At 40.6% G+C, this 18,973-nt stretch carries 12 protein-coding genes; 10 read left to right on the plus strand and 2 right to left on the minus strand.

Annotation, left to right across the window (positions count from 1 at the left end; genetic code table 11):
• Positions 1-44 precede the first annotated feature (44 nt).
• Entirely contained in the window at positions 45-1,718 is a 1,674-nt protein-coding gene (ettA, locus tag I6F43_RS06030) for an energy-dependent translational throttle protein EttA (protein WP_197101443.1), read from the minus strand.
• Between the two features lie 223 nt (positions 1,719-1,941).
• Here ettA and I6F43_RS06035 point away from each other — a divergent pair, with 223 nt between their 5' ends.
• The 8 genes from I6F43_RS06035 (at position 1,942) to I6F43_RS06070 (ending at position 15,501) form a co-directional block, all read left to right on the plus strand.
• Positions 1,942-2,889: a homoserine O-succinyltransferase gene (locus I6F43_RS06035; RefSeq protein ID WP_010555178.1), complete on the plus strand. Its 948-nt coding sequence runs from the start codon at positions 1,942-1,944 to the stop codon at positions 2,887-2,889.
• Positions 2,879-3,952: a homocysteine S-methyltransferase family protein gene (locus I6F43_RS06040; RefSeq protein WP_166378502.1), complete on the plus strand. Its 1,074-nt coding sequence runs from the start codon at positions 2,879-2,881 to the stop codon at positions 3,950-3,952. Before I6F43_RS06035 ends, I6F43_RS06040 begins: the two co-directional genes overlap by 11 nt.
• A 9-nt stretch (positions 3,953-3,961) precedes the next feature.
• On the plus strand, positions 3,962-6,592 hold the full coding sequence (gene metH / locus I6F43_RS06045; protein ID WP_197101444.1) for a methionine synthase: 2,631 nt from the start codon (positions 3,962-3,964) through the stop codon (positions 6,590-6,592).
• A 151-nt stretch (positions 6,593-6,743) separates the two neighbouring features.
• Positions 6,744-8,093, plus strand: a complete 1,350-nt coding sequence (locus I6F43_RS06050) for a Fic family protein (RefSeq protein WP_010555175.1) — start codon at positions 6,744-6,746, stop codon at positions 8,091-8,093.
• Positions 8,094-8,120: 27 nt separating this feature from the next.
• Positions 8,121-8,894 (plus strand): hypothetical protein, encoded by a 774-nt coding sequence (locus I6F43_RS06055; RefSeq protein WP_197101445.1) that lies wholly within the window; start codon positions 8,121-8,123, stop codon positions 8,892-8,894.
• 209 nt (positions 8,895-9,103) lie between these two features.
• Positions 9,104-12,202, plus strand: a complete 3,099-nt coding sequence (locus tag I6F43_RS06060) for an Ig-like domain-containing protein (protein ID WP_197101446.1) — start codon at positions 9,104-9,106, stop codon at positions 12,200-12,202.
• Between the two features lie 543 nt (positions 12,203-12,745).
• The gene (locus I6F43_RS06065; protein ID WP_197101447.1) at positions 12,746-13,243 is read left to right on the plus strand and encodes a (2Fe-2S)-binding protein; all 498 of its coding nucleotides are present in this window, start codon (positions 12,746-12,748) and stop codon (positions 13,241-13,243) included.
• Positions 13,240-15,501, plus strand: a complete 2,262-nt coding sequence (locus I6F43_RS06070) for a xanthine dehydrogenase family protein molybdopterin-binding subunit (protein ID WP_197101448.1) — start codon at positions 13,240-13,242, stop codon at positions 15,499-15,501. The genes I6F43_RS06065 and I6F43_RS06070 overlap by 4 nt, the downstream gene beginning before the upstream one ends.
• 69 nt (positions 15,502-15,570) lie before the next feature.
• Here the strand turns inward: I6F43_RS06070 and I6F43_RS06075 are convergent, their stop codons facing one another.
• Entirely contained in the window at positions 15,571-15,768 is a 198-nt protein-coding gene (locus tag I6F43_RS06075) for a CsbD family protein (RefSeq protein WP_007581220.1), read from the minus strand.
• 280 nt (positions 15,769-16,048) lie between these two features.
• On the opposite strand from I6F43_RS06075, the gene I6F43_RS06080 reads away from it, so the two are divergent.
• Positions 16,049-16,462 (plus strand): group II truncated hemoglobin, encoded by a 414-nt coding sequence (locus I6F43_RS06080; RefSeq protein WP_007581222.1) that lies wholly within the window; start codon positions 16,049-16,051, stop codon positions 16,460-16,462.
• 83 nt (positions 16,463-16,545) lie between these two features.
• On the plus strand, positions 16,546-18,972 hold the full coding sequence (gene hrpB / locus I6F43_RS06085; RefSeq protein WP_197101449.1) for an ATP-dependent helicase HrpB: 2,427 nt from the start codon (positions 16,546-16,548) through the stop codon (positions 18,970-18,972).
• The last annotated feature ends 1 nt before the right edge of the window (position 18,973 follow it).

The raw sequence follows: 18,973 nt of genomic DNA on the forward strand, positions 1-18,973 counted from the left end.
ATGCAGGGCTTAGTTTTACTGTAATAAATTAGCTACAGTAAATATTAACCAATTTTTTTGTACTTAATACGTTTAGGTTCAGTTGCTGCTGCACCTAGTGTCTTTTTAAGCCACTCTTCGTATTCAGTATAGTTACCATCAAAGAAGTTAATTTGACCTTCGTCGCGGTAATCTAAAATGTGCGTAGCAATACGGTCAAGGAACCAACGGTCATGCGAGATACACATTACACAACCAGGGAACTCTAAAATAGCGTTCTCTAGTGCGCGTAGTGTTTCAACGTCCAAGTCATTGGTTGGCTCATCGAGTAGTAACACATTGCCGCCAGCTTTTAATAACTTAGCAAGGTGTAAACGGTTACGCTCACCACCTGATAGGTCTTTAACAAACTTTTGCTGATCGTTACCTTTAAAGTTAAAGCGACTTACATACGCACGGCTTTGGAACTCAAAGTTACCAATTTTTAGCACGTCTTGACCGTCTGATATTTCTTGGAAAACAGTTTTGCTTTCGTCCATACCGTCGCGGAACTGATCAACAGTAGCAAGGTGTACGCTTTCGCCAACGGTAATGCTACCGCTGTCTTGCTTTTGCTCACCACTGATCATTTTAAACAGCGTTGATTTACCCGCGCCATTAGCACCAATAATGCCCACAATGGCACCTTTTGGCATACTAAAGCTTAAATCGTCAATTAAAACGCGATCGCCAAAACTCTTACTAAGATTAGTTACTTCAAGTACTTGGTCGCCTAAACGCGGGCCAGGTGGAATAAACATCTCGTTAGTTTCGTTACGTTTTTGGTAATCAGACTGCTGCATTTCAGTAAACTGAGCCATACGTGCTTTTGACTTAGCTTGACGACCTTTAGGATTTGAACGAACCCATTCAAGTTCTTGCGCAATTGATTTTTGACGTGCTTTTTCAGATTTTTGTTCTTGCTGTAAGCGCGCATCTTTTTGTTCAAGCCAAGAAGAGTAGTTACCTTCCCATGGAATACCTTCACCACGGTCAAGCTCTAATATCCAACCAGCTACATTATCAAGGAAGTAACGGTCATGCGTTACCGCCACAACAGTGCCTTCGTAATCGTGTAAGAAGCGCTCTAACCATGCAACCGACTCAGCATCCAAGTGGTTAGTTGGTTCATCGAGAATAAGCATGTCTGGTTTTTCAAGCAGTAATCGACATATAGCAACACGACGACGCTCACCACCTGAAAGGTGCTCAATTTTAGCATCCCATTCTGGCAGACGAAGTGCATCAGCAGCACGCTCTAAAACGTTATCAATGTTGTGACCATCGTGCGCCTGAATAACAGCTTCAAGCTCGCCTTGCTCTTTTGCAAGTGCGTCAAAGTCAGCGTCTTCCATGGCGTATTCGTTATACACTTCGTCAAGGCGTTTAAGTGCGTGTTTAACTTCGCCAACAGCTTCTTCAACAATTTCACGAACTGTTTTGCTTTCGTCTAAAACAGGCTCTTGCGGTAAATAACCAATTTTTGTACCAGGCTGAGGATGTGCATCACCTTCAAAATCTTGGTCAACACCGGCCATAATACGTAGTAACGTAGATTTACCAGAACCGTTTAAACCAAGCACACCAATTTTAGCGCCAGGAAAAAAGTGTAACGAAATATCTTTTAAGATAGTGCGCTTAGGTGGCACAACCTTAGATACTCGACTCATCGAGAATATAAATTTATCAGGTAAAACCATGGAGGAAAGCCTTCAAATAATAATAAAAATTTCAATGTTGTATTGTAGTGGCTGACAGGTGAAACAGTCAACGAATGGCGGGTTTTAAAGCACTAAAGCATGCTTGTAAGTAAAGTATAAAATCATGAATAAATTTCATTTAGACATCTATACATCTAGAGGTTGATATTTTTTACTTTCAGTTCATAATTAACTTTCGGTTTTTATGAGCAGGAGTAAAAATATGCCAATTACAGTAAAAGACGAGTTGCCGGCAATTGCACGTTTACGTCAAGAAAACGTATTTGTAATGCCAAAAACACGTGCAAAAACGCAAGAAATACGCCCAATGCGTTTGGCTATTTTAAACTTAATGCCTAATAAAGTAGAAACCGAAGTTCAGTTTATTCGTTTGCTTGCCAACTCGCCTTTGCAAGTAAATGTAGAACTACTGCGCCTCGATACTCACCGCAGTAGCAGTAATTCAGAAGAGCACCTTGATACCTTTTATCGTTATTTTTCTGAGGTTAAAGACAACAATTACGATGCATTAATTGTAACCGGTGCGCCACTTGCCCATTTAGAATACGACGATGTAGCGTATTGGGATGAGTTAAAGGTCATTATAGATTGGGCTGAGCAACACGTTACCTCTACGTTATTTTCGTGCTGGGCAGCACATGCAGCGTTATATCACCGTTACAATTTAAAGCGTGATTTAAAAGACGACAAACTGTGTGGTGTATTTACCCACCAATGTTACTTTGATCACGGCGCACTGACTCGCGGGTTCGACGACACCTTTTTAGTACCGCACTCACGTTATGGTCACATTGATATAAATAAAATAAACGCCTGCGATGAGCTAGTTGTACTGGCTGGTTCTGAGCGAGTAGGGGCTTACTTACTTAAAAATAAATCGGGTAGCCAAGTGTTTATAACCGGTCATCCTGAGTACGACGCCGACTCGCTAAAAGCAGAATACGACCGCGATTGTAAAAAAAGCCCTAATGCACCAAAACCCGAAAATTACTTTCCGGATGACGATGCAACCAAACAACCTTCAAAAACGTGGCAAAGCCATGCTTTTTTACTTTTTTCGAACTGGTTAAATTACTACGTGTACCAAACCACACCGTATGATATTAATTTAGTTAGCCAAGACGTGAGGACTAACAACTATGCCGAATAACGCTCCTACAAATAATAAGCAAGCCGAAATAAGCGCCGCATTAAAAGAACGCATTTTAATTTTAGATGGCGCTATGGGCACCATGATCCAAGATCATAAGCTAGAAGAAGAAGACTATCGCGGAGAGCGTTTTAAAGACTGGCATGTATTAATTAAAGGCAATAACGATTTATTAAGCCTAACCAAGCCTGATTTAATCACTGATATTCATCGTGGTTTTTTATCAGCGGGCGCCGATATTATCGAAACCAACACGTTTAACTCGACCACTATTTCGATGGAAGATTACGACATGGCAAGCCTAAGCCGTGAAATAAACCTAGAGTCGGCTAAATTAGCACGCGCCATTTGTGATGAATTTACGGCTAAAACGCCAGAAAAACCGCGTTATGTAGCCGGTGTTTTAGGGCCGACATCTAAAACGTGTTCAATTTCGCCAGACGTAAACGATCCGGGTTACCGAAATGTCACCTTTGATAAGCTGGTTACTGCGTATATTGAATCAACACTTGCATTAATGGAAGGCGGCGCCGATTTAATACTAATCGAAACTATATTCGATACCCTTAATGCAAAAGCCGCCTCGTTTGGTGTTGAAGAAGCCTTTGAGCAAGCAGGGCGTAAATTACCAGTTATGATTTCGGGTACTATTACCGACGCCTCTGGTCGTACGCTTTCGGGGCAAACAACCGAAGCATTTTATAATTCTATTCGCCATATTAAGCCTATTTCGATTGGTCTAAACTGTGCGCTTGGTCCTGATTTACTGCGCCAGTATGTAGAAGAGTTATCGCGCGTGTGCGAAACCTTTACATCGGTACATCCTAATGCGGGCTTACCAAATGAGTTTGGTGAATACGACTTAGAAGCGGGCGATATGGCAACCGAAATTATCGATTGGGGTAAATCGGGCTTTATTAATATAGTAGGCGGATGCTGTGGCACCACGCCTGCGCATATTCGCGCTTTTGCAAAAGGTTTAGCGGGCGTTAAACCACGCCAACTACCAGAGCTTGAAGTACGCATGCGTTTATCAGGCCTTGAAGCCTGTAACTTAAATTAAGGAGCCAGCATGACCCAACAAATAGCAGTATTTACTAATGTCGGCGAACGTACCAATGTAACGGGTTCTGCCATGTTTAAGCGTTTAATCATGGAAGAAGACTTTGAAGCCGCGCTAACAGTGGCACGCGAACAAGTAGAAAATGGCGCACAGGTTATTGATATAAACATGGACGAAGCCATGTTGGACTCAAAAGCCGCCATGGTTAAGTTTTTAAACTTAATAGCCTCAGAGCCTGATATTTCTCGCGTACCAATTATGGTCGACTCCTCAAAATGGGAAGTAATAGAAGCAGGCTTAAAGTGTATTCAAGGCAAGGCAATTGTTAACTCAATATCGCTAAAAGAGGGTGAAGAGCCGTTTATTCGCCAAGCTAAAATAATAAAACGCTTTGGTGCAGCCGCTGTTGTAATGGCGTTTGATACCGACGGGCAAGCCGACACGGCAGACCGTAAGTTCGCAATATGTGCGCGCAGTTATAAAATATTGGTAGAAGACATTGGCTTTGCGCCAGAAGATATTATATTCGACCCTAATATATTTGCCGTAGCCACCGGTATTGAAGAGCACGATAACTACGCCGTAGAATTTATTGAAGGCACTCGCCGTATTAAGCAAAATTTGCCGCACTGTAAAGTGTCGGGCGGTGTATCAAATGTATCGTTTTCGTTTAGGGGTAATAACCCCGTACGTGAAGCCATTCACTCGGTGTTTTTATATCACGCTATTCAAGCTGGTATGGACATGGGTATTGTAAATGCGGGGCAACTAGCCGTTTACGATGATATACCAGAAGAACTACGTAAAGCCGTTACAGACGTAATACTTAACACCGACTCAGGCGCAGGCGAGCGTTTAGTAGAGCTTGCACCAAAATACTCGGGTATGGCGCAAGCCGAGCGAGTAGAAGATTTAGAGTGGCGCACATGGCCTGTTGCAAAACGCCTTGAGCACGCGCTTGTTAAAGGTATTACTACCTTTATAGATGAAGATACCGAAGAATGCCGCGCCGCAGCAGCTAAACCTATTCACGTAATTGAAGGGCCGTTAATGGACGGCATGAACGTAGTAGGCGACTTATTTGGCGCAGGTAAAATGTTTTTACCACAAGTTGTTAAATCGGCGCGCGTAATGAAGCGAGCCGTAGCCTACCTAGACCCATACATTGAGCTTGAAAAAGAAGAAGGCTCAACTAACGGTAAAATAGTGATGGCGACCGTAAAAGGTGACGTACACGACATAGGTAAAAATATTGTGGGTGTTGTACTGCAATGTAATAACTATGAAGTAATCGATTTAGGTGTAATGGTACCGGCTGATAAAATATTACAAACCGCAATCGACGAAAAAGCCGATATTATTGGATTATCGGGCTTAATTACCCCATCGCTTGACGAAATGGTACACGTAGCAAAAGAAATGAAACGCCGTGGTTTTGAACTGCCGCTGTTAATTGGTGGTGCAACTACTTCTAAAGCGCATACCGCAGTAAAAATTGAGCCGCAATATGACAAAGGCGTTGTGTATGTAAGTAATGCAAGCCGTGCGGTAGGTGTAGTATCTAATTTATTATCAAAAGAGCATAAGCCTGGCTTTTTAGAAAAAACCCAAGCTGAATATGTAAAAGTACGCGAGCAACAAGCACGTAAAAAACCACGCTCTAAGCCTGTTACAATTCAGCGCGCACGCGATAACGCAGCAAAGCTTGATTGGGATAACTACACGCCACCAGTGCCTAAAAAGCTTGGCGTGATCGAGTTTAAAAACGTATCTATTGCCACTTTGCGTAAATACATAGATTGGACGCCATACTTTATGACGTGGTCAATTGCCGGTAAATACCCGCGCATAATGACCGATGAAGTCGTAGGTGAGCAGGCGCAAAGCTTATTTAAAGACGCTAACGATATGTTAGACGACCTTGAAAAAGCAGGCAGTTTGCAACCACTTGGCGTAATAGGTTTATTTCCTGCTAACCGCGTTGGGGACGACATAGAAATATACACCGACGAAACACGCAAAGAGCTGTTAACTACCTCGTGCCATTTACGTCAGCAAACCGAAAAAACCGACTTTGCTAACTACTGCCTAGCCGACTACATAGCACCCAAAGGCACACCAGACTATTTTGGCGCGTTTGCAGTAACGGGCGGTTTAGAAGAAGACGACTTAGCAAATGCGTTTGACGCACAGCAAGACGATTACAACAAAATAATGATTAAAGCGGTTGCCGACAGACTCGCCGAAGCGTTTGCCGAATACCTACACGAAAAAGTACGTAAAGAGTATTGGGGTTTTGCACCAGACGAAAACCTAGCAAACGATGAGCTAATACGCGAAAACTACCAAGGTATTCGCCCAGCGCCAGGTTACCCTGCGTGCCCAGAGCACACCGAGAAAAAGAAAATTTGGCAGTTGCTCGATACCGAAAAACGCATTGGTATGCAGCTAACTAGCTCGTACGCCATGTGGCCAGGTGCTGCTGTTTCAGGTTGGTACTTCTCACACCCTGAGGCTAAATACTACGCCGTAGCAGCAGTACAACGCGATCAAGTTGAAGACTACGCTAAACGAACCAATATGACGCTTGAAGAAGCTGAAAGATGGCTATCGCCTAACTTGGGGTATGATCCTGAGTAATAGAACAGGTCAGTTAAAATAAAAGCGAGCCTAATTAAGCTCGCTTTTGGTATAAAGTTATTTACCTAAACTTAAATTTGTTTTTTTACGTTGACGAGTTTTTAATTATAAGTAAACTCATTATATAAAAATTAAGTTTAGGTGTTTTACTATGGCAAGAATTAGAGTTCCCAAACCATTAAACGAGTTACTATCTATTACACCTTCTGATGAGTTTATTCCACTTTTAGGGCAGTTTGGTCCTACAAATTCAGAAGGGAAATATCTCCACTGGGATAAATTTATATGGCGTATACCTAAAGATATATCAGAACAAGCTGCTTGGGTAGCTACGAAGCTGTCAAGGAAAACTATATCAAAAAAAATATCATTAGTTGCAGAAAAAAATAAACAATTCACTTACTGTATTCCAGATTCACTTCATGCATTACTTCATCAGATCGATAAATTATCTGGTGGTGGGCATGCAATTGGTGATGGTTCATTTATTACTACAAAAGAAAAAGATAGGTACCTGGTTAAGAGCTTAATGATGGAAGAAGCAATAACATCTTCTCAACTCGAAGGCGCATCTACAACGAGGAAAATAGCGAAAGAAATGCTTGAAACAAAAAGGCAACCTATCGATAAATCTGAACAAATGATTTTCAATAATTACCTTTTGATGAAAAAAGCACTAGAGAGAAAAGATGAAGCTCTTTCTATAGAGCTAATACTAGAGCTTCATGCAATTGCTACATATAAAGCTATTGATAATGATGCGATTTCAGGAGCTTTAAGAGAAGACAATGATATAGCAGTTTCAAACCTCTACAATGAATTAGCGCATACACCTCCATGCTTCTCTTCCTTAAAGGAAAGGTTATTATCTTTATGTGATTTTGCAAATGAAAAGCATGATGGGGCTAATAGCGACACGTTTATACATCCATTAGTTAAAGCGATTATTTTACATTTCATGATCGGTTACATTCATCCTTTTGGGGATGGGAATGGAAGAACTGCCAGAGCTATTTTTTATTGGTATATGCTCAGTTCTGGTTATTGGTTATTTGAATATGTGTCAATTAGTAAGCTAATCCAAGAAAAGAGAAGTGATTATGATGCAGCATTTGTTTACACAGAAACAGACGAATTTGACTTAACTTACTTTATTTATCATCAAGTTGATGTTGTCATGAAAGCGGTTAATTCATTAAATACTCACATAGAATCTAAAAAAAGTGAATTTTATCAATTCATGGAATGGATCGAAAAAAGCCCTCTATCAAAGAACTTCAAGCGAGGTCAATTAGAGTTGCTCAAAGAAGCTGTAAAGCATCCAGGTAAAATATTTACTACTAAACAGGTTTCCATAGAATTTGATATTAATGAGAACACAGCAAGAACATATTTAAATGGATTAGTTGATGCAGATCTTTTAATTGCTACGAAAAGTAAAAAAAGCAAAGCTATTAGATATTTATCTCCTGCAGGGTTAAGAGAAAAACTAAAAATATAATTATTTTCGTTATATTAGAACCTTTAAATGAAGATCAGGTTCAACTTTGAAGGGCATAACCACATAGTATTGTGGTTATGCCTACTTTTCACATCTAGCACATTTGCTCTTGAGCAAAAATATCACGAGTTCGTTTTACCTGTTATTGCAGCCTTTGAAAGTGACGATAAAGCAGCTATTGCTTCGCTTGTTTATTACCCGCTAAAACGACGATACCCCATACCTGACATTAAAAATGAAGCTGAGTTTATCAACCGCTTTGATGAAGTATTTAATGATGAGCTAGTGGCAGTTATTGCCAGTTCAAACATTAACACCGATTGGGAGAAAGTAGGTTGGCGCGGCATTATGCTAAATAACGGCGTTATGTGGGTAGATACCGAAGGTAAAATTATTGCTGTAAATACACAAAATACTAAAGAGCAGGCACTTGCAAAAAGCTTAATCGAAGACGATAAACAATCCTTGCACGCAAGTATTAATACTTTTGAAAAACCAGTACTCAATTGGAAAACGGCTAACTATCATGTTCGTGTTGATGATTTAGGCGAGCATAATTTTCGGTATGCAGTGTGGGGTATTAATAAAAAGCCAAGTGACAAGCCTGATATGGTTTTACTAAATGGCGATATTACATTTGAGGGCAGCGGCGGGAATCATCACTATACGTTTAAAAATGGTCGTTATAGTTATGTGCTACAAGTAACCATTATTGGCTGCGATACATCACCACCAGGTTGGCTTGAAGTTTATAAAGACGATGAGCGATTGTTGTCTGAAGATGTTATAAGCACTCATTAATCGCTTTTTATTAGTAAGCATGCGGCTAAAATCTCTATAAAAGTAGCTTTAGCTGCAAGTTAAATGTTATTACTTTATTCTTCTATCCCTTTGTAAAACTTTGTTAATCGCCTCTTTATTTCCGGTTGGTACTCTATATAATGCCGTGTTAATGGAACGTTGCAGTTGTAGTGACGTGATTAAATAAAGAAATACAAAGGATTATGGAATTGATTAAACTATCTTGCCTTACGTTGCTCATGATGAGCGCGTATTCAGTGAATGCCAATACTCACGCTCAGCCTATAAAAAACACTCAAGAAAATACTTACGGTGATGCTGTTTTAATTAACGATCAAAAAATAAATTTTGATAAAGCTCATTTTGAAAGTTTATCTAAAAAACCTCTACTCGCGCCAATTATAAAAAATAATAGCCTTACTCAAGCTGCCTCAGACGAGGAAAGCATAGAGCTTAGCAGCGTATTTCGTGAATTTTCGTTAGGCAACTCAACAGGTCGAAAAGGCTTGTACGTGGCACCTTTGTCGGGTGTGGGTAGTAAGCACATTATATCCGCCCAAGAGAGCAATTTTAATATTATAGAATATGTGAAAGGTGCGTATGAAGTAACTGCTCGCTACGACTTTGATGACTATATTGAAGATACCACGCTAATTAAAGATACAGTGGCAGATACATACTACTTATATGTTTTAGAAAATAACGCAGTACATAAAGTTAATTTAGTCACTCAAGAGATAGAACTAAGTAAAGAGTTTTATTACCCAAGAGCAGCAGATAAGTTTGATATAAATAACGATGGGCAAGATGAGCTTTTTGTTTATCAAAGCAGTAAGCTTTTTGTTCTTAACTCGCTCGATTTATCTGAAATTGCGGTACTTGAAAACGTACCACAAAACTTTGTGACAGGCTCATTTACTGAGGTTAATGCAAAAGAAGTTTTATTTAGTGATGGTGCGGTATATAGATTCGAAAATTCAGAATTTGTACTGCACAAACAACTTAGTGTAAGTATTAATGGCGAGCATTTAATTGCTGTTGATATTAATAACGACGGCTTAGATGAAGTGATTAATGGGCAAAGTTGGTACAGCATAGAAATGCTAAGCCCAAGCACTGAAAGCATTTTATGGACAGCCCAAAGCGACTTAGATATTGATAAAGTAATAGTTGCAGACATCGATAATGATGGTACCGATGATTTAGTTTACGGCGATGGTCAGTGGGGAAGTTTATACGCGCTTTCACTCACAACAGGTGTTGAGTTTTGGAGTATTAATAATCCAGAGCATGGTGTGTCGGGCATTGTTGTAGATGACCTTAACGGTGATGGTAAGCAAAATATTGCTTGGGGCTCAGGTTATTCTTCGTCAGGTGAAGATGGTTTTTATATTCACAACACGGATGACAAAACTCAACAGTGGGCTAAAGGCATTAAGTACTACTCAAATAAAGCGTTAGCACTTGCTGATATTAATAACAACGGAAGCTTAGATATACTTTATTCCGAGCGTGACAGTAACGCTTTGCATATAGTAGATACACAAACTAATGAAAAAATACTTACAAATATAAGCGTTAATAACGATTGGGATAATAATAATTTAGTTACTACTGCTCAGCTGTTTGATGATGGTAAGAATTATATTATTGCTGGCAGCTCTGCTATATACGATGCGAATGTACAGGTGTTTTCACCTGAAACGGGTGAAGAGCTATTTCAAACATATCTTGGCGACGGAGACTACATTAGTACCTTAACAACGTTAGATATTAATAATGATGGCAAGCTAGAAATAATAGTAGGTAATGGTGCTGAGCATACAGGAAGTGAAGGTACCTTTTTTAAAGTATTAAATGGGCAAACTGGAGAGTTATTAAAAACATCGCCTCGCTTAGGATTTTATTGGGGCGGCATGAGTTCAATAGTAACTGGAAGCTTTCTTAATAACGAAAATATAGATGTGGTTGGTCTCGTTAGTGATTACCTCATTAGTTATGACTACTCTGAAAACACTATATCTAAAGTTGCTTTGGAGCAAAGCTTTAACGGTTTGGTTAACACTGTTATTAATGGAGAAGAAACTTTAGTTGCATCTACCTATAACGGCTCACTTTACAAAGTGGCATTAAATGGGCAGACAACATTAATTAGTGAAGTGTGCCAAAACACTTTAAATAATATTGTGTCTGTAAGAGCTGGATTTGTGCAGTATTCGTGTTCTGATCAGTTTGGTGAATATAACCTAGATAACAATGTGGTTTCATACACTGCTAAGCGTAAGAATAATGACAGTTGGTTAGCAACTTCTACGTATAATAATGTTGATTATACCTTGTTGGCAGGTCAGTCATTGGAGGTGTTTTCTAATCAAGTTGCTGAGCCTTTAGCTAAGCCTGAAGCTTTAAGCTACTCTGATCATGTTTTAAAAAGCATACAAATAGACTTACCTGTATCAGATGATATTGATTATGTAGTTTTAAATAAGAGACCAACTCTGGGTAGGGTCGAGTTTACCGACAGACAGGCGGGTCTATTAACTTATATACCATCGGGCGCTGTAGGCATTGACGAGCTTAGTTACTACACAGTAAAAGATCGTTCACGTTCAGCGTTATCAAGCTTAACGTTAGAGCTAAAAAATACAGCACCTACAGCAAATAATATGACACTGCAAACTCATTGGAATACACCGCTTAACTTTAATTTAGAAGGTATGGATGAAGACGCAGAGCCATTAATATTTCAAATTAAAAATTCGCCTGCTCATGGGCAAATTCAGTTAATGGACTCTGCTTTAGGTAGCGTGACCTTTTCACCAAGTGGTGACTCGGTTGAGCCAGTATCAGTTAGCTTTACAGTGAAAGATTCTTTAGTTGAATCAGAGCTTCATAATGTTGTTATTGAACTGACAAATACAGCTCCACAAGCTCAAAATGTAACATATAACACCTCTTATAAGAGTGAAGTGAATGGTCGCTTTTCAGCATTAGATAGCGACAACGATACACTTGAATTTGAAGTGGTAACAGAGCCAAATTCAGGAACTTTAACATTTGAGCCTGATACTGGATTGTTTAAACTAACTCCTACGAGCGAATCCGATCATGTAGTAACGTTTAGCTATGTAGCTAAAGATAAATTTGATAGTTCTGCAGTTCAAACTGTGACTATAAACGTTGAAGGTAAGCAAGCTGCTACGGTAGCGACTCCTTCATCTGATTCAGGCTCTAGCTCAGGTGGCAGTATTTATTACTTACTTACGCTGCTATCAGTGGTTTTATTTGGTAGACGCCGTTTTAATTAGTAGTTAAAAGCTTATTTACACTATCTAAAACCGCCAAATGGCGGTTTTTTATTTATTAATAATCTTTTTAAACTCAACGATTTATTGCTTACTTTTGTCATAGGTGTTCGTATAACCCTACACTTTGCTAATAACGATGTGGTTACTTAATACGATTTTTGCTTAAATATATTGTAAGTTTTAACTTGGATGTTTTTAGGCTTTTATTTAGGGCTGTTTATCTTTCGAGGTTTAACATGCACTGCCCCGAGGATTCTGCATAGGGGCAATTTACGCTTTGTTGTTTACAAACCTCCCGCCGCGATTAAATCTCCCCTAGATTGAGTGAACTTCAATCTAAAAAGGTCAGCAGGGCCTAGTTATAATACTAATAATCAGACGTTAATATTTTCAATGTGGTTTAAACGTTCTAATAATTAGTATTTTTATAAAATAGATCTAAGTGGTAGGCTAAAAGTAGCAAGTATAAAATAGTAAGTAATTAAAAATAGTTCTCGCGCAACAAGGAACCCTCCTGTAAAGCGCTTTGCCAAGGAGTTTAGTATGATCACGCTTACCATTAATGGTAATAAACATGAGTTTTCTGGCGATCCGTCAACGCCAGTATTATGGTATCTCCGAGACGAATTGAATTTAACTGGGCCTAAATTTGGCTGTGGTATGGCTCAGTGCGGTGCGTGTACGGTGCATATAGATGGGGTAGCTCAGCGCTCGTGTGTATTGCCTGTAGCGGCAGTAGCGGGTCTTTCAATTACAACAATTGAAGGGTTAAGCGAGCAGGGCGACCATCCAGTACAACAAGCATGGGTTGAGCATAAAGTACCGCAGTGTGGTTTTTGCCAGTGCGGCCAAATGATGCAAGCTGCAAGCTTATTAGCTGCAAATCCAAACCCAAGCGATGATGAAATAGTAAGTAATATGTCGGGCAATATTTGCCGTTGTGGTACATATCCGCGCATTCATAAAGCAATTAAATCAGCCGCTAAAACTATTGCGGGCGTGCAGTATTTTGACCCAAATGAGCAAGGGGAAGAAGTATGAGCCAAGATAATAAATATTTTGATTTAAACCGCCGTCAATTTTTAAAAACCAGTGCAATAGGTGCGTTGGTACTCGGTACTTATTTTGTAGGCAGTGCGCCAAGAGCGATTGCTGGTGTGTTAGAACAGCCATCTGAGCTGGCAAAGCGCGCAAACTTATTTATTGCACTGCGACCTGACGGCATGGTTGAAATAACCTGCCATCGCTCTGAAATGGGTCAGCAAATTCGCACCGCGATTGCACAAATAGTTGCCGATGAAATGGAAGCCGCATGGGATAAGGTTATTGTTATTCAGGGTAAGGGCGACCCTAAATACGGCGATCAAAATACCGATGGCTCGCGCAGTATTCGCTACAACATGCAGCGCCTGCGTGAAATGGGCGCAAGTGTACGTTACATGATGCAGCATGCTGCCGCTAAGTATTGGAACGTTGATCCACAAACCTGTACTGCTAATCAACACGTTGTTACACACAGCTCAGGTAAATCGCTTACTTATAAAGATTTAATCGACTTAGCGCTTACAATAACGCCACCAGAAGCTGACAAACTAACACTTAAAACACGCAAAGAATGGCGTTACATTAATACCGGCATGGCGCACATAGATTTAGCCGATTTAGTAACAGGTAAAGCTATATTTGCAGCCGATGTACGCGAACCACAAGCGCTGGTGGCTATAATTGAACGCCCGCCGGTAGTAGGCGGTGTTGTTAAGTCATTTGATGCCAGTGCTACAAAAGCGATAAACGGCGTTATAGATGTTATTGAAATACCTGCACCAAAAGGCGCACCGCAGTTTCAGCCAAAAGGCGGCATTGCGATTATAGCTAAAAACACATGGGCTGCATGGCAAGGGCGTAAAGCATTAAAAGTCGTGTGGGATGATGGCAAAAATGGCGATTACAATTCAGAAGAATTTAAAAAGTCATTACTAAAAACAGTACAAACTCCACAGGCAAACATACGTGATAAAGGCGATGCCATGGGCGTGTTGGCTAAATCGAGCAATAAATTGGTAGCTGATTATTACGCACCGCACCTTGCTCAAGCACCAATGGAGCCGCCTTGTGCAACAGCTATGTACAACAAAGACAGTGTTGATATATGGGCTGCTACGCAAAATCCACAAGCCGATATGAAAACAGTGGCTGCAATGCTTGGCATGGATGAGAGCAAAATTAATGTTCACGTTACCATGTTAGGAGGCGGTTTTGGGCGTAAGTCAAAACCTGACTTTTCAGCAGAAGCAGCTTACCTTTCAATGAAAGTAGGCAAGCCTATTCGTGTGCAATGGACGCGTGAAGACGACATACAACATGGTTTTTACCATGCAGTTTCGGCTCAGCACATTGAAGCATCGCTAGATAAAAATGGCGCTATAGAATCTTATTTACACCGCACCGCGTTTTCACCGATCACCTCTACCTTTTCAGAAGGGGCGACTACGCCAGGAAGCTTTGAACTGCGCTTAGGATTTACCGATAATCCTATTAACACACCTAATATGAAGTTAGAAAACGGTGATGCGCAAGCCAAAGCACGAATTGGTTGGATGCGTTCTGTATCAAATATTTTTCATGCCTTTGCTATTCAGTCATTTATTGGCGAAGCAGCGCACAAAGCCGGTCGCGACCAAAAAGACTATTTACTAGACACGATAGGTCCGAGTCGCATTGTTGATGTAACCGAGCAAAATGCCACATACGATAATTACGGTGGCGATAAAGCGGTTTATCCTCTAGATATTGGCAGACTGCGCCATGTTATTGAAAAAGTAGCTGACATGAGTAAATGGGGGCGAGAGCTTCCTAAAGGTCGAGGTTTAGGCATAGCAGCACATAGAAGCTTTTTAACTTATGTAGCTACGGTAGTTGAGGTAGAAGTGTCGGATGCTGGCGATTTAAAAGTGATTAAATCGTGGGTTGCCATTGACGCGGGTACTGTTGTAAACACCGACACCGTGAAAAACCAAACCCAAGGTGGCTCTATTTATGGGATTACAACTGCAATCAGCGATGGTATTACCTTTGATAAAGGGCGCGTACAGCAAAGTAATTTTCATGATTATCGCGTACCGCGTATGAGCGACGCACCTCTTGAGATTGAAGTTGAAATTGTACAAAGTGATGCACCACCAGCAGGAGTAGGCGAGCCGTCTACACCAGTTTATGCGCCAGCATTATGTAATGCTATTTTTGCAGCGTGCGGAAAGCGTATTAGGCAGTTACCGATTGGTAACCAATTAAAAGCGTAGCTAAATAACCTACAGCTTAAACAAAAAAAACCGCCAAATGGCGGTTTTTTTAAAAGCGGTTAACGCGGTTTAACGACCTTTTTCAAACTCATCAACTTCACGCTCTGCTTCTTCTTTAGATTTACCGTATTGCTGCTGGATTTTACCAACTAGCTCTGTACGGCTACCTTCAATTTTATCTAAATCGTCGTTGGTAAGATCGCCCCATTTTTGTTGAGCCTTACCTTTAAGTTCTTTCCAATTACCTTCGATACGATCGCTGTTCATAAGTTTATCCTTACTTTAGGTTAGTGAATTAACTGTCAGTTATAAAGTAGCAAGCCTTGTACCAATGAATAATAATGATTTTATTATTTTTATTATCAGTTGGTTATATTTTTATGTTGAGCGATTTTGTTTTTAATATTGCGCTTTTTATTAAAAAATATACATAGCAGCCTGTAATTATTGCTGACATAAATTAGGCCGCTTTGATGTAACTCATTCTTAAATTTTTGTTTTAAGCTAATATGCAGGTATTAAACAAAGTAGTTAACCTGAGTGAGTTATGAATACAAAAACGTGTGAATACGGAGTGGATGACTGCTCATACAAAATGGCAGGTGAGTTAGCAGGTATTACACAATTGGTGAATGCGTTTTACGACAATATGGACGCTTTAAAAGAGGCTGAACATATAAGGAGTATGCATTCAAAAGACTTATTGGCATCGCGTAAAAAACTTGCTTACTTTTTGTCGGGCTGGTTAGGTGGTCCTAAATTATACGCTGAACATTTTGGCAGTATTAACATTCCTCAAGCGCACAAACATTTACATGTAGGAATTGAGCAAAGTGATGCATGGCTTTTATGCATGCAAAAAGCGGTTGATGGGCAACCTTACGAAGCACCATTTAAAATTTACTTAATGCAGCAATTACGAGTGCCTGCAGATCGAATTAGAATGGTGTCGGGTAGTTAATAGCAATTATTAATAAACATCTACCGCGGTGTCGCTGCGGTTTTTTGTTACAATGCCTGCAAAGCAATTTAGGGTAAATAGCTGTGCTGCCGGTTCAAGACATATATCAACAACTCGTTACTACATTACAAAGTAATCCTATTACGTTATTACAAGCGCCGCCTGGTGCGGGTAAATCTACGTGGTTGCCGCTGCAACTAATGCGCGATGGGTATTTTAAACGTATTGTAATGCTAGAGCCTCGCCGTTTAGCTGCTCGTAATATTGCCAGCTACCTAGCAAAGTGCCAAAACGAAAGTGTTGGGCAAAGTGTGGGCTTGCGGATTAGGGGTGAGAGTAAAGTAAGTGCTAATACGCGCCTCGAAATAGTCACCGAAGGCATGCTAACGCGCATGCTGCAAAACGACCCCGAATTAAGCGATATTGATTTACTGATATTTGATGAATTTCATGAGCGTTCAATTGCAGCCGATACCTCACTTGCCTTTGCGCTCGAGACCCAAAGTGCGCTGCGTGAAGATTTAACCATTATGCTTATGTCGGCAACTCTTGATACTGAGCGTTATACAGCGTTTTTTGACTGCCCTGTAATTCAATCAAGCGGTCGCAGCTACCCAATAGACGAAATATACATACCCATAAAAGATGAAAGCCGTTGGCTTGATGCAATTCCTACCATAATAAAACAAGCACTTAATGAGCAAACAGGTAGCGCATTGGTATTTTTACCTGGGCAATTTGAAATACTACGCGTGCAACAAGCACTTAGCGATTTACCCAGTAACTGCATAGTAGCAACGCTATTTGGCGAGCAAGATAAAGCCAATCAGCAAGCTGCTATTGCTCCTGCACCAAACGGCATGCGCAAAGTAGTGCTTACTACAAATGTAGCCGAAACCAGTTTAACTATTGAAGGCATACGCATTGTAATTGACAGCGGCAAGCGCCGTGCAGCGACCTTTAATTTAAAAACAGGGGTTACTGAGCTCACAACACAAAGTATATCGCGCTCCTCTGCTGTGCAGCGAGCAGGACGTGCAGGGCGAATAGAGCCGGGCATTGTTTATCGAATTGGCTCAAAGCAAACCTTTGAGCGACGTAATAGCCACGACAATCCCGAAATACTCACATCAGACATAAGCCAACTTATGCTTGAGGCAAAGCAGTGGGGAGCCAGTATTGATGAGCTAACCCTACTTGATAAGCCTACTGAGCAACAATGCGAGCAAGCAAGTAACCTGCTCAACATGCTAGAAGCTATTGATAGCAAGGGTAAGCTCACACCGCTTGGCAGTAAAATGTTAGGTTTTGGTGCTGATATTCGTTTGGCGCATATGCTACTAAAAGCACAAATACTTGATGACCAACTCCCTGGTATTTTTAGGCTCGCTATTTATTTAGTGGCATTACTTGAGAGCCGAGTAAACAGTGCAAACGAGTTGAGTTTAGCGTTGCATAGCCAACAGCAACGTCCGCATCCGGTATTTAAACAGCAGTTAAAATATTGGCAAAGCCGCTTAAAAGTAAAAGACGAAAACAGCGAATTAAATACGCATTATATTAGTTTGCTAGTGGCATTGGCGTACCCAGATCGCATCGCTAAAAAACGCGGTAATGGTTACCTACTTGCCAATGGTGCAGGTGCTGAGTTAAATGCCGATTACTGGCACAACGACGATTACTTAGCTATAGCAACCATGGGCGGGCACAAAGGAGGGCGTATATTTGCAGCCACCGCGCTTAACCCATTTGAGTTACAAGAATTTTTACCGCATTTATTTAGTGAACTTACTCGCTGTGAGTTTGACGAAAAATCAGCACGTTTTATTCATCAAGATGAAGTAAAGCTCGGGGCTATAACGCTCAGCAGCCAGCCTAGTAAACAAAAACTAGATAAGAGCGAGCGCGCTAAAGCGTGGCTAAACTTATTTGCTAAACACGGTTTTGCATTATTTAACGAGCAACCTGATGCGCAGCAATTGCTGATACGTATGAGTCTAGCAAGTAAGTTATTACCCGATAAATTTCCACAAATAAATGAGCAACAACTCATTCAAAATGCAGCGCAGTGGCTAGGTGTGTTTTTAGAAGATATTAAAACGCTCACGCAGCTTAAAAAGTTTAACTACTTTGAAGCATTACAAAACTGTTTTGATTGGCAACAACAAACCGCGTTAAAAGCACTGTTACCACTGCGCTTAACGGTGCCAAGTGGCTCAAATATAAAAATAGAATACCAGCTTGATGGCCCCGCAAAGCTAAGCGTGCGTATGCAAGAAGTTTACGGCTTGACCAGTACGCCTATGCTTGCCAACGGTAAACTGCCACTGCTTATGGAGTTGTTATCGCCAGGTAAACGCTCACTGCAACTTACTCAAGATTTAGCGCACTTTTGGGCTAGCAGTTACCGCGATGTGCAAAAGGAAATGAAAGGTCGTTACCCTAAGCATTTTTGGCCAGACGACCCTGCCAACAGCGTTGCAACCAACAGAGTAAAGAGCAAAATGTAGG

Origin of the sequence: Pseudoalteromonas sp. NZS71_1 (assembly GCF_015864305.1) — a bacterium.
Lineage (GTDB): Bacteria > Pseudomonadota > Gammaproteobacteria > Enterobacterales > Alteromonadaceae > Pseudoalteromonas > Pseudoalteromonas arctica.

Excerpts from the sequence above, each read along its gene's own strand:
- I6F43_RS06035 (WP_010555178.1), top strand. The coding sequence starts at position 1,942 with ATGCCAATTACAGTAAAAGACGAGTTGCCGGCAATTGCACGTTTACGT.
- I6F43_RS06075 (WP_007581220.1), bottom strand. The coding sequence starts at position 15,768 with ATGAACAGCGATCGTATCGAAGGTAATTGGAAAGAACTTAAAGGTAAG.
- I6F43_RS06080 (WP_007581222.1), top strand. The coding sequence starts at position 16,049 with ATGAATACAAAAACGTGTGAATACGGAGTGGATGACTGCTCATACAAA.
- metH (WP_197101444.1), top strand. The coding sequence starts at position 3,962 with ATGACCCAACAAATAGCAGTATTTACTAATGTCGGCGAACGTACCAAT.
- I6F43_RS06040 (WP_166378502.1), top strand. The coding sequence starts at position 2,879 with ATGCCGAATAACGCTCCTACAAATAATAAGCAAGCCGAAATAAGCGCC.
- I6F43_RS06070 (WP_197101448.1), top strand. The coding sequence starts at position 13,240 with ATGAGCCAAGATAATAAATATTTTGATTTAAACCGCCGTCAATTTTTA.
- I6F43_RS06065 (WP_197101447.1), top strand. The coding sequence starts at position 12,746 with ATGATCACGCTTACCATTAATGGTAATAAACATGAGTTTTCTGGCGAT.
- ettA (WP_197101443.1), bottom strand. The coding sequence starts at position 1,718 with ATGGTTTTACCTGATAAATTTATATTCTCGATGAGTCGAGTATCTAAG.
- I6F43_RS06050 (WP_010555175.1), top strand. The coding sequence starts at position 6,744 with ATGGCAAGAATTAGAGTTCCCAAACCATTAAACGAGTTACTATCTATT.
- I6F43_RS06055 (WP_197101445.1), top strand. The coding sequence starts at position 8,121 with ATGAAGATCAGGTTCAACTTTGAAGGGCATAACCACATAGTATTGTGG.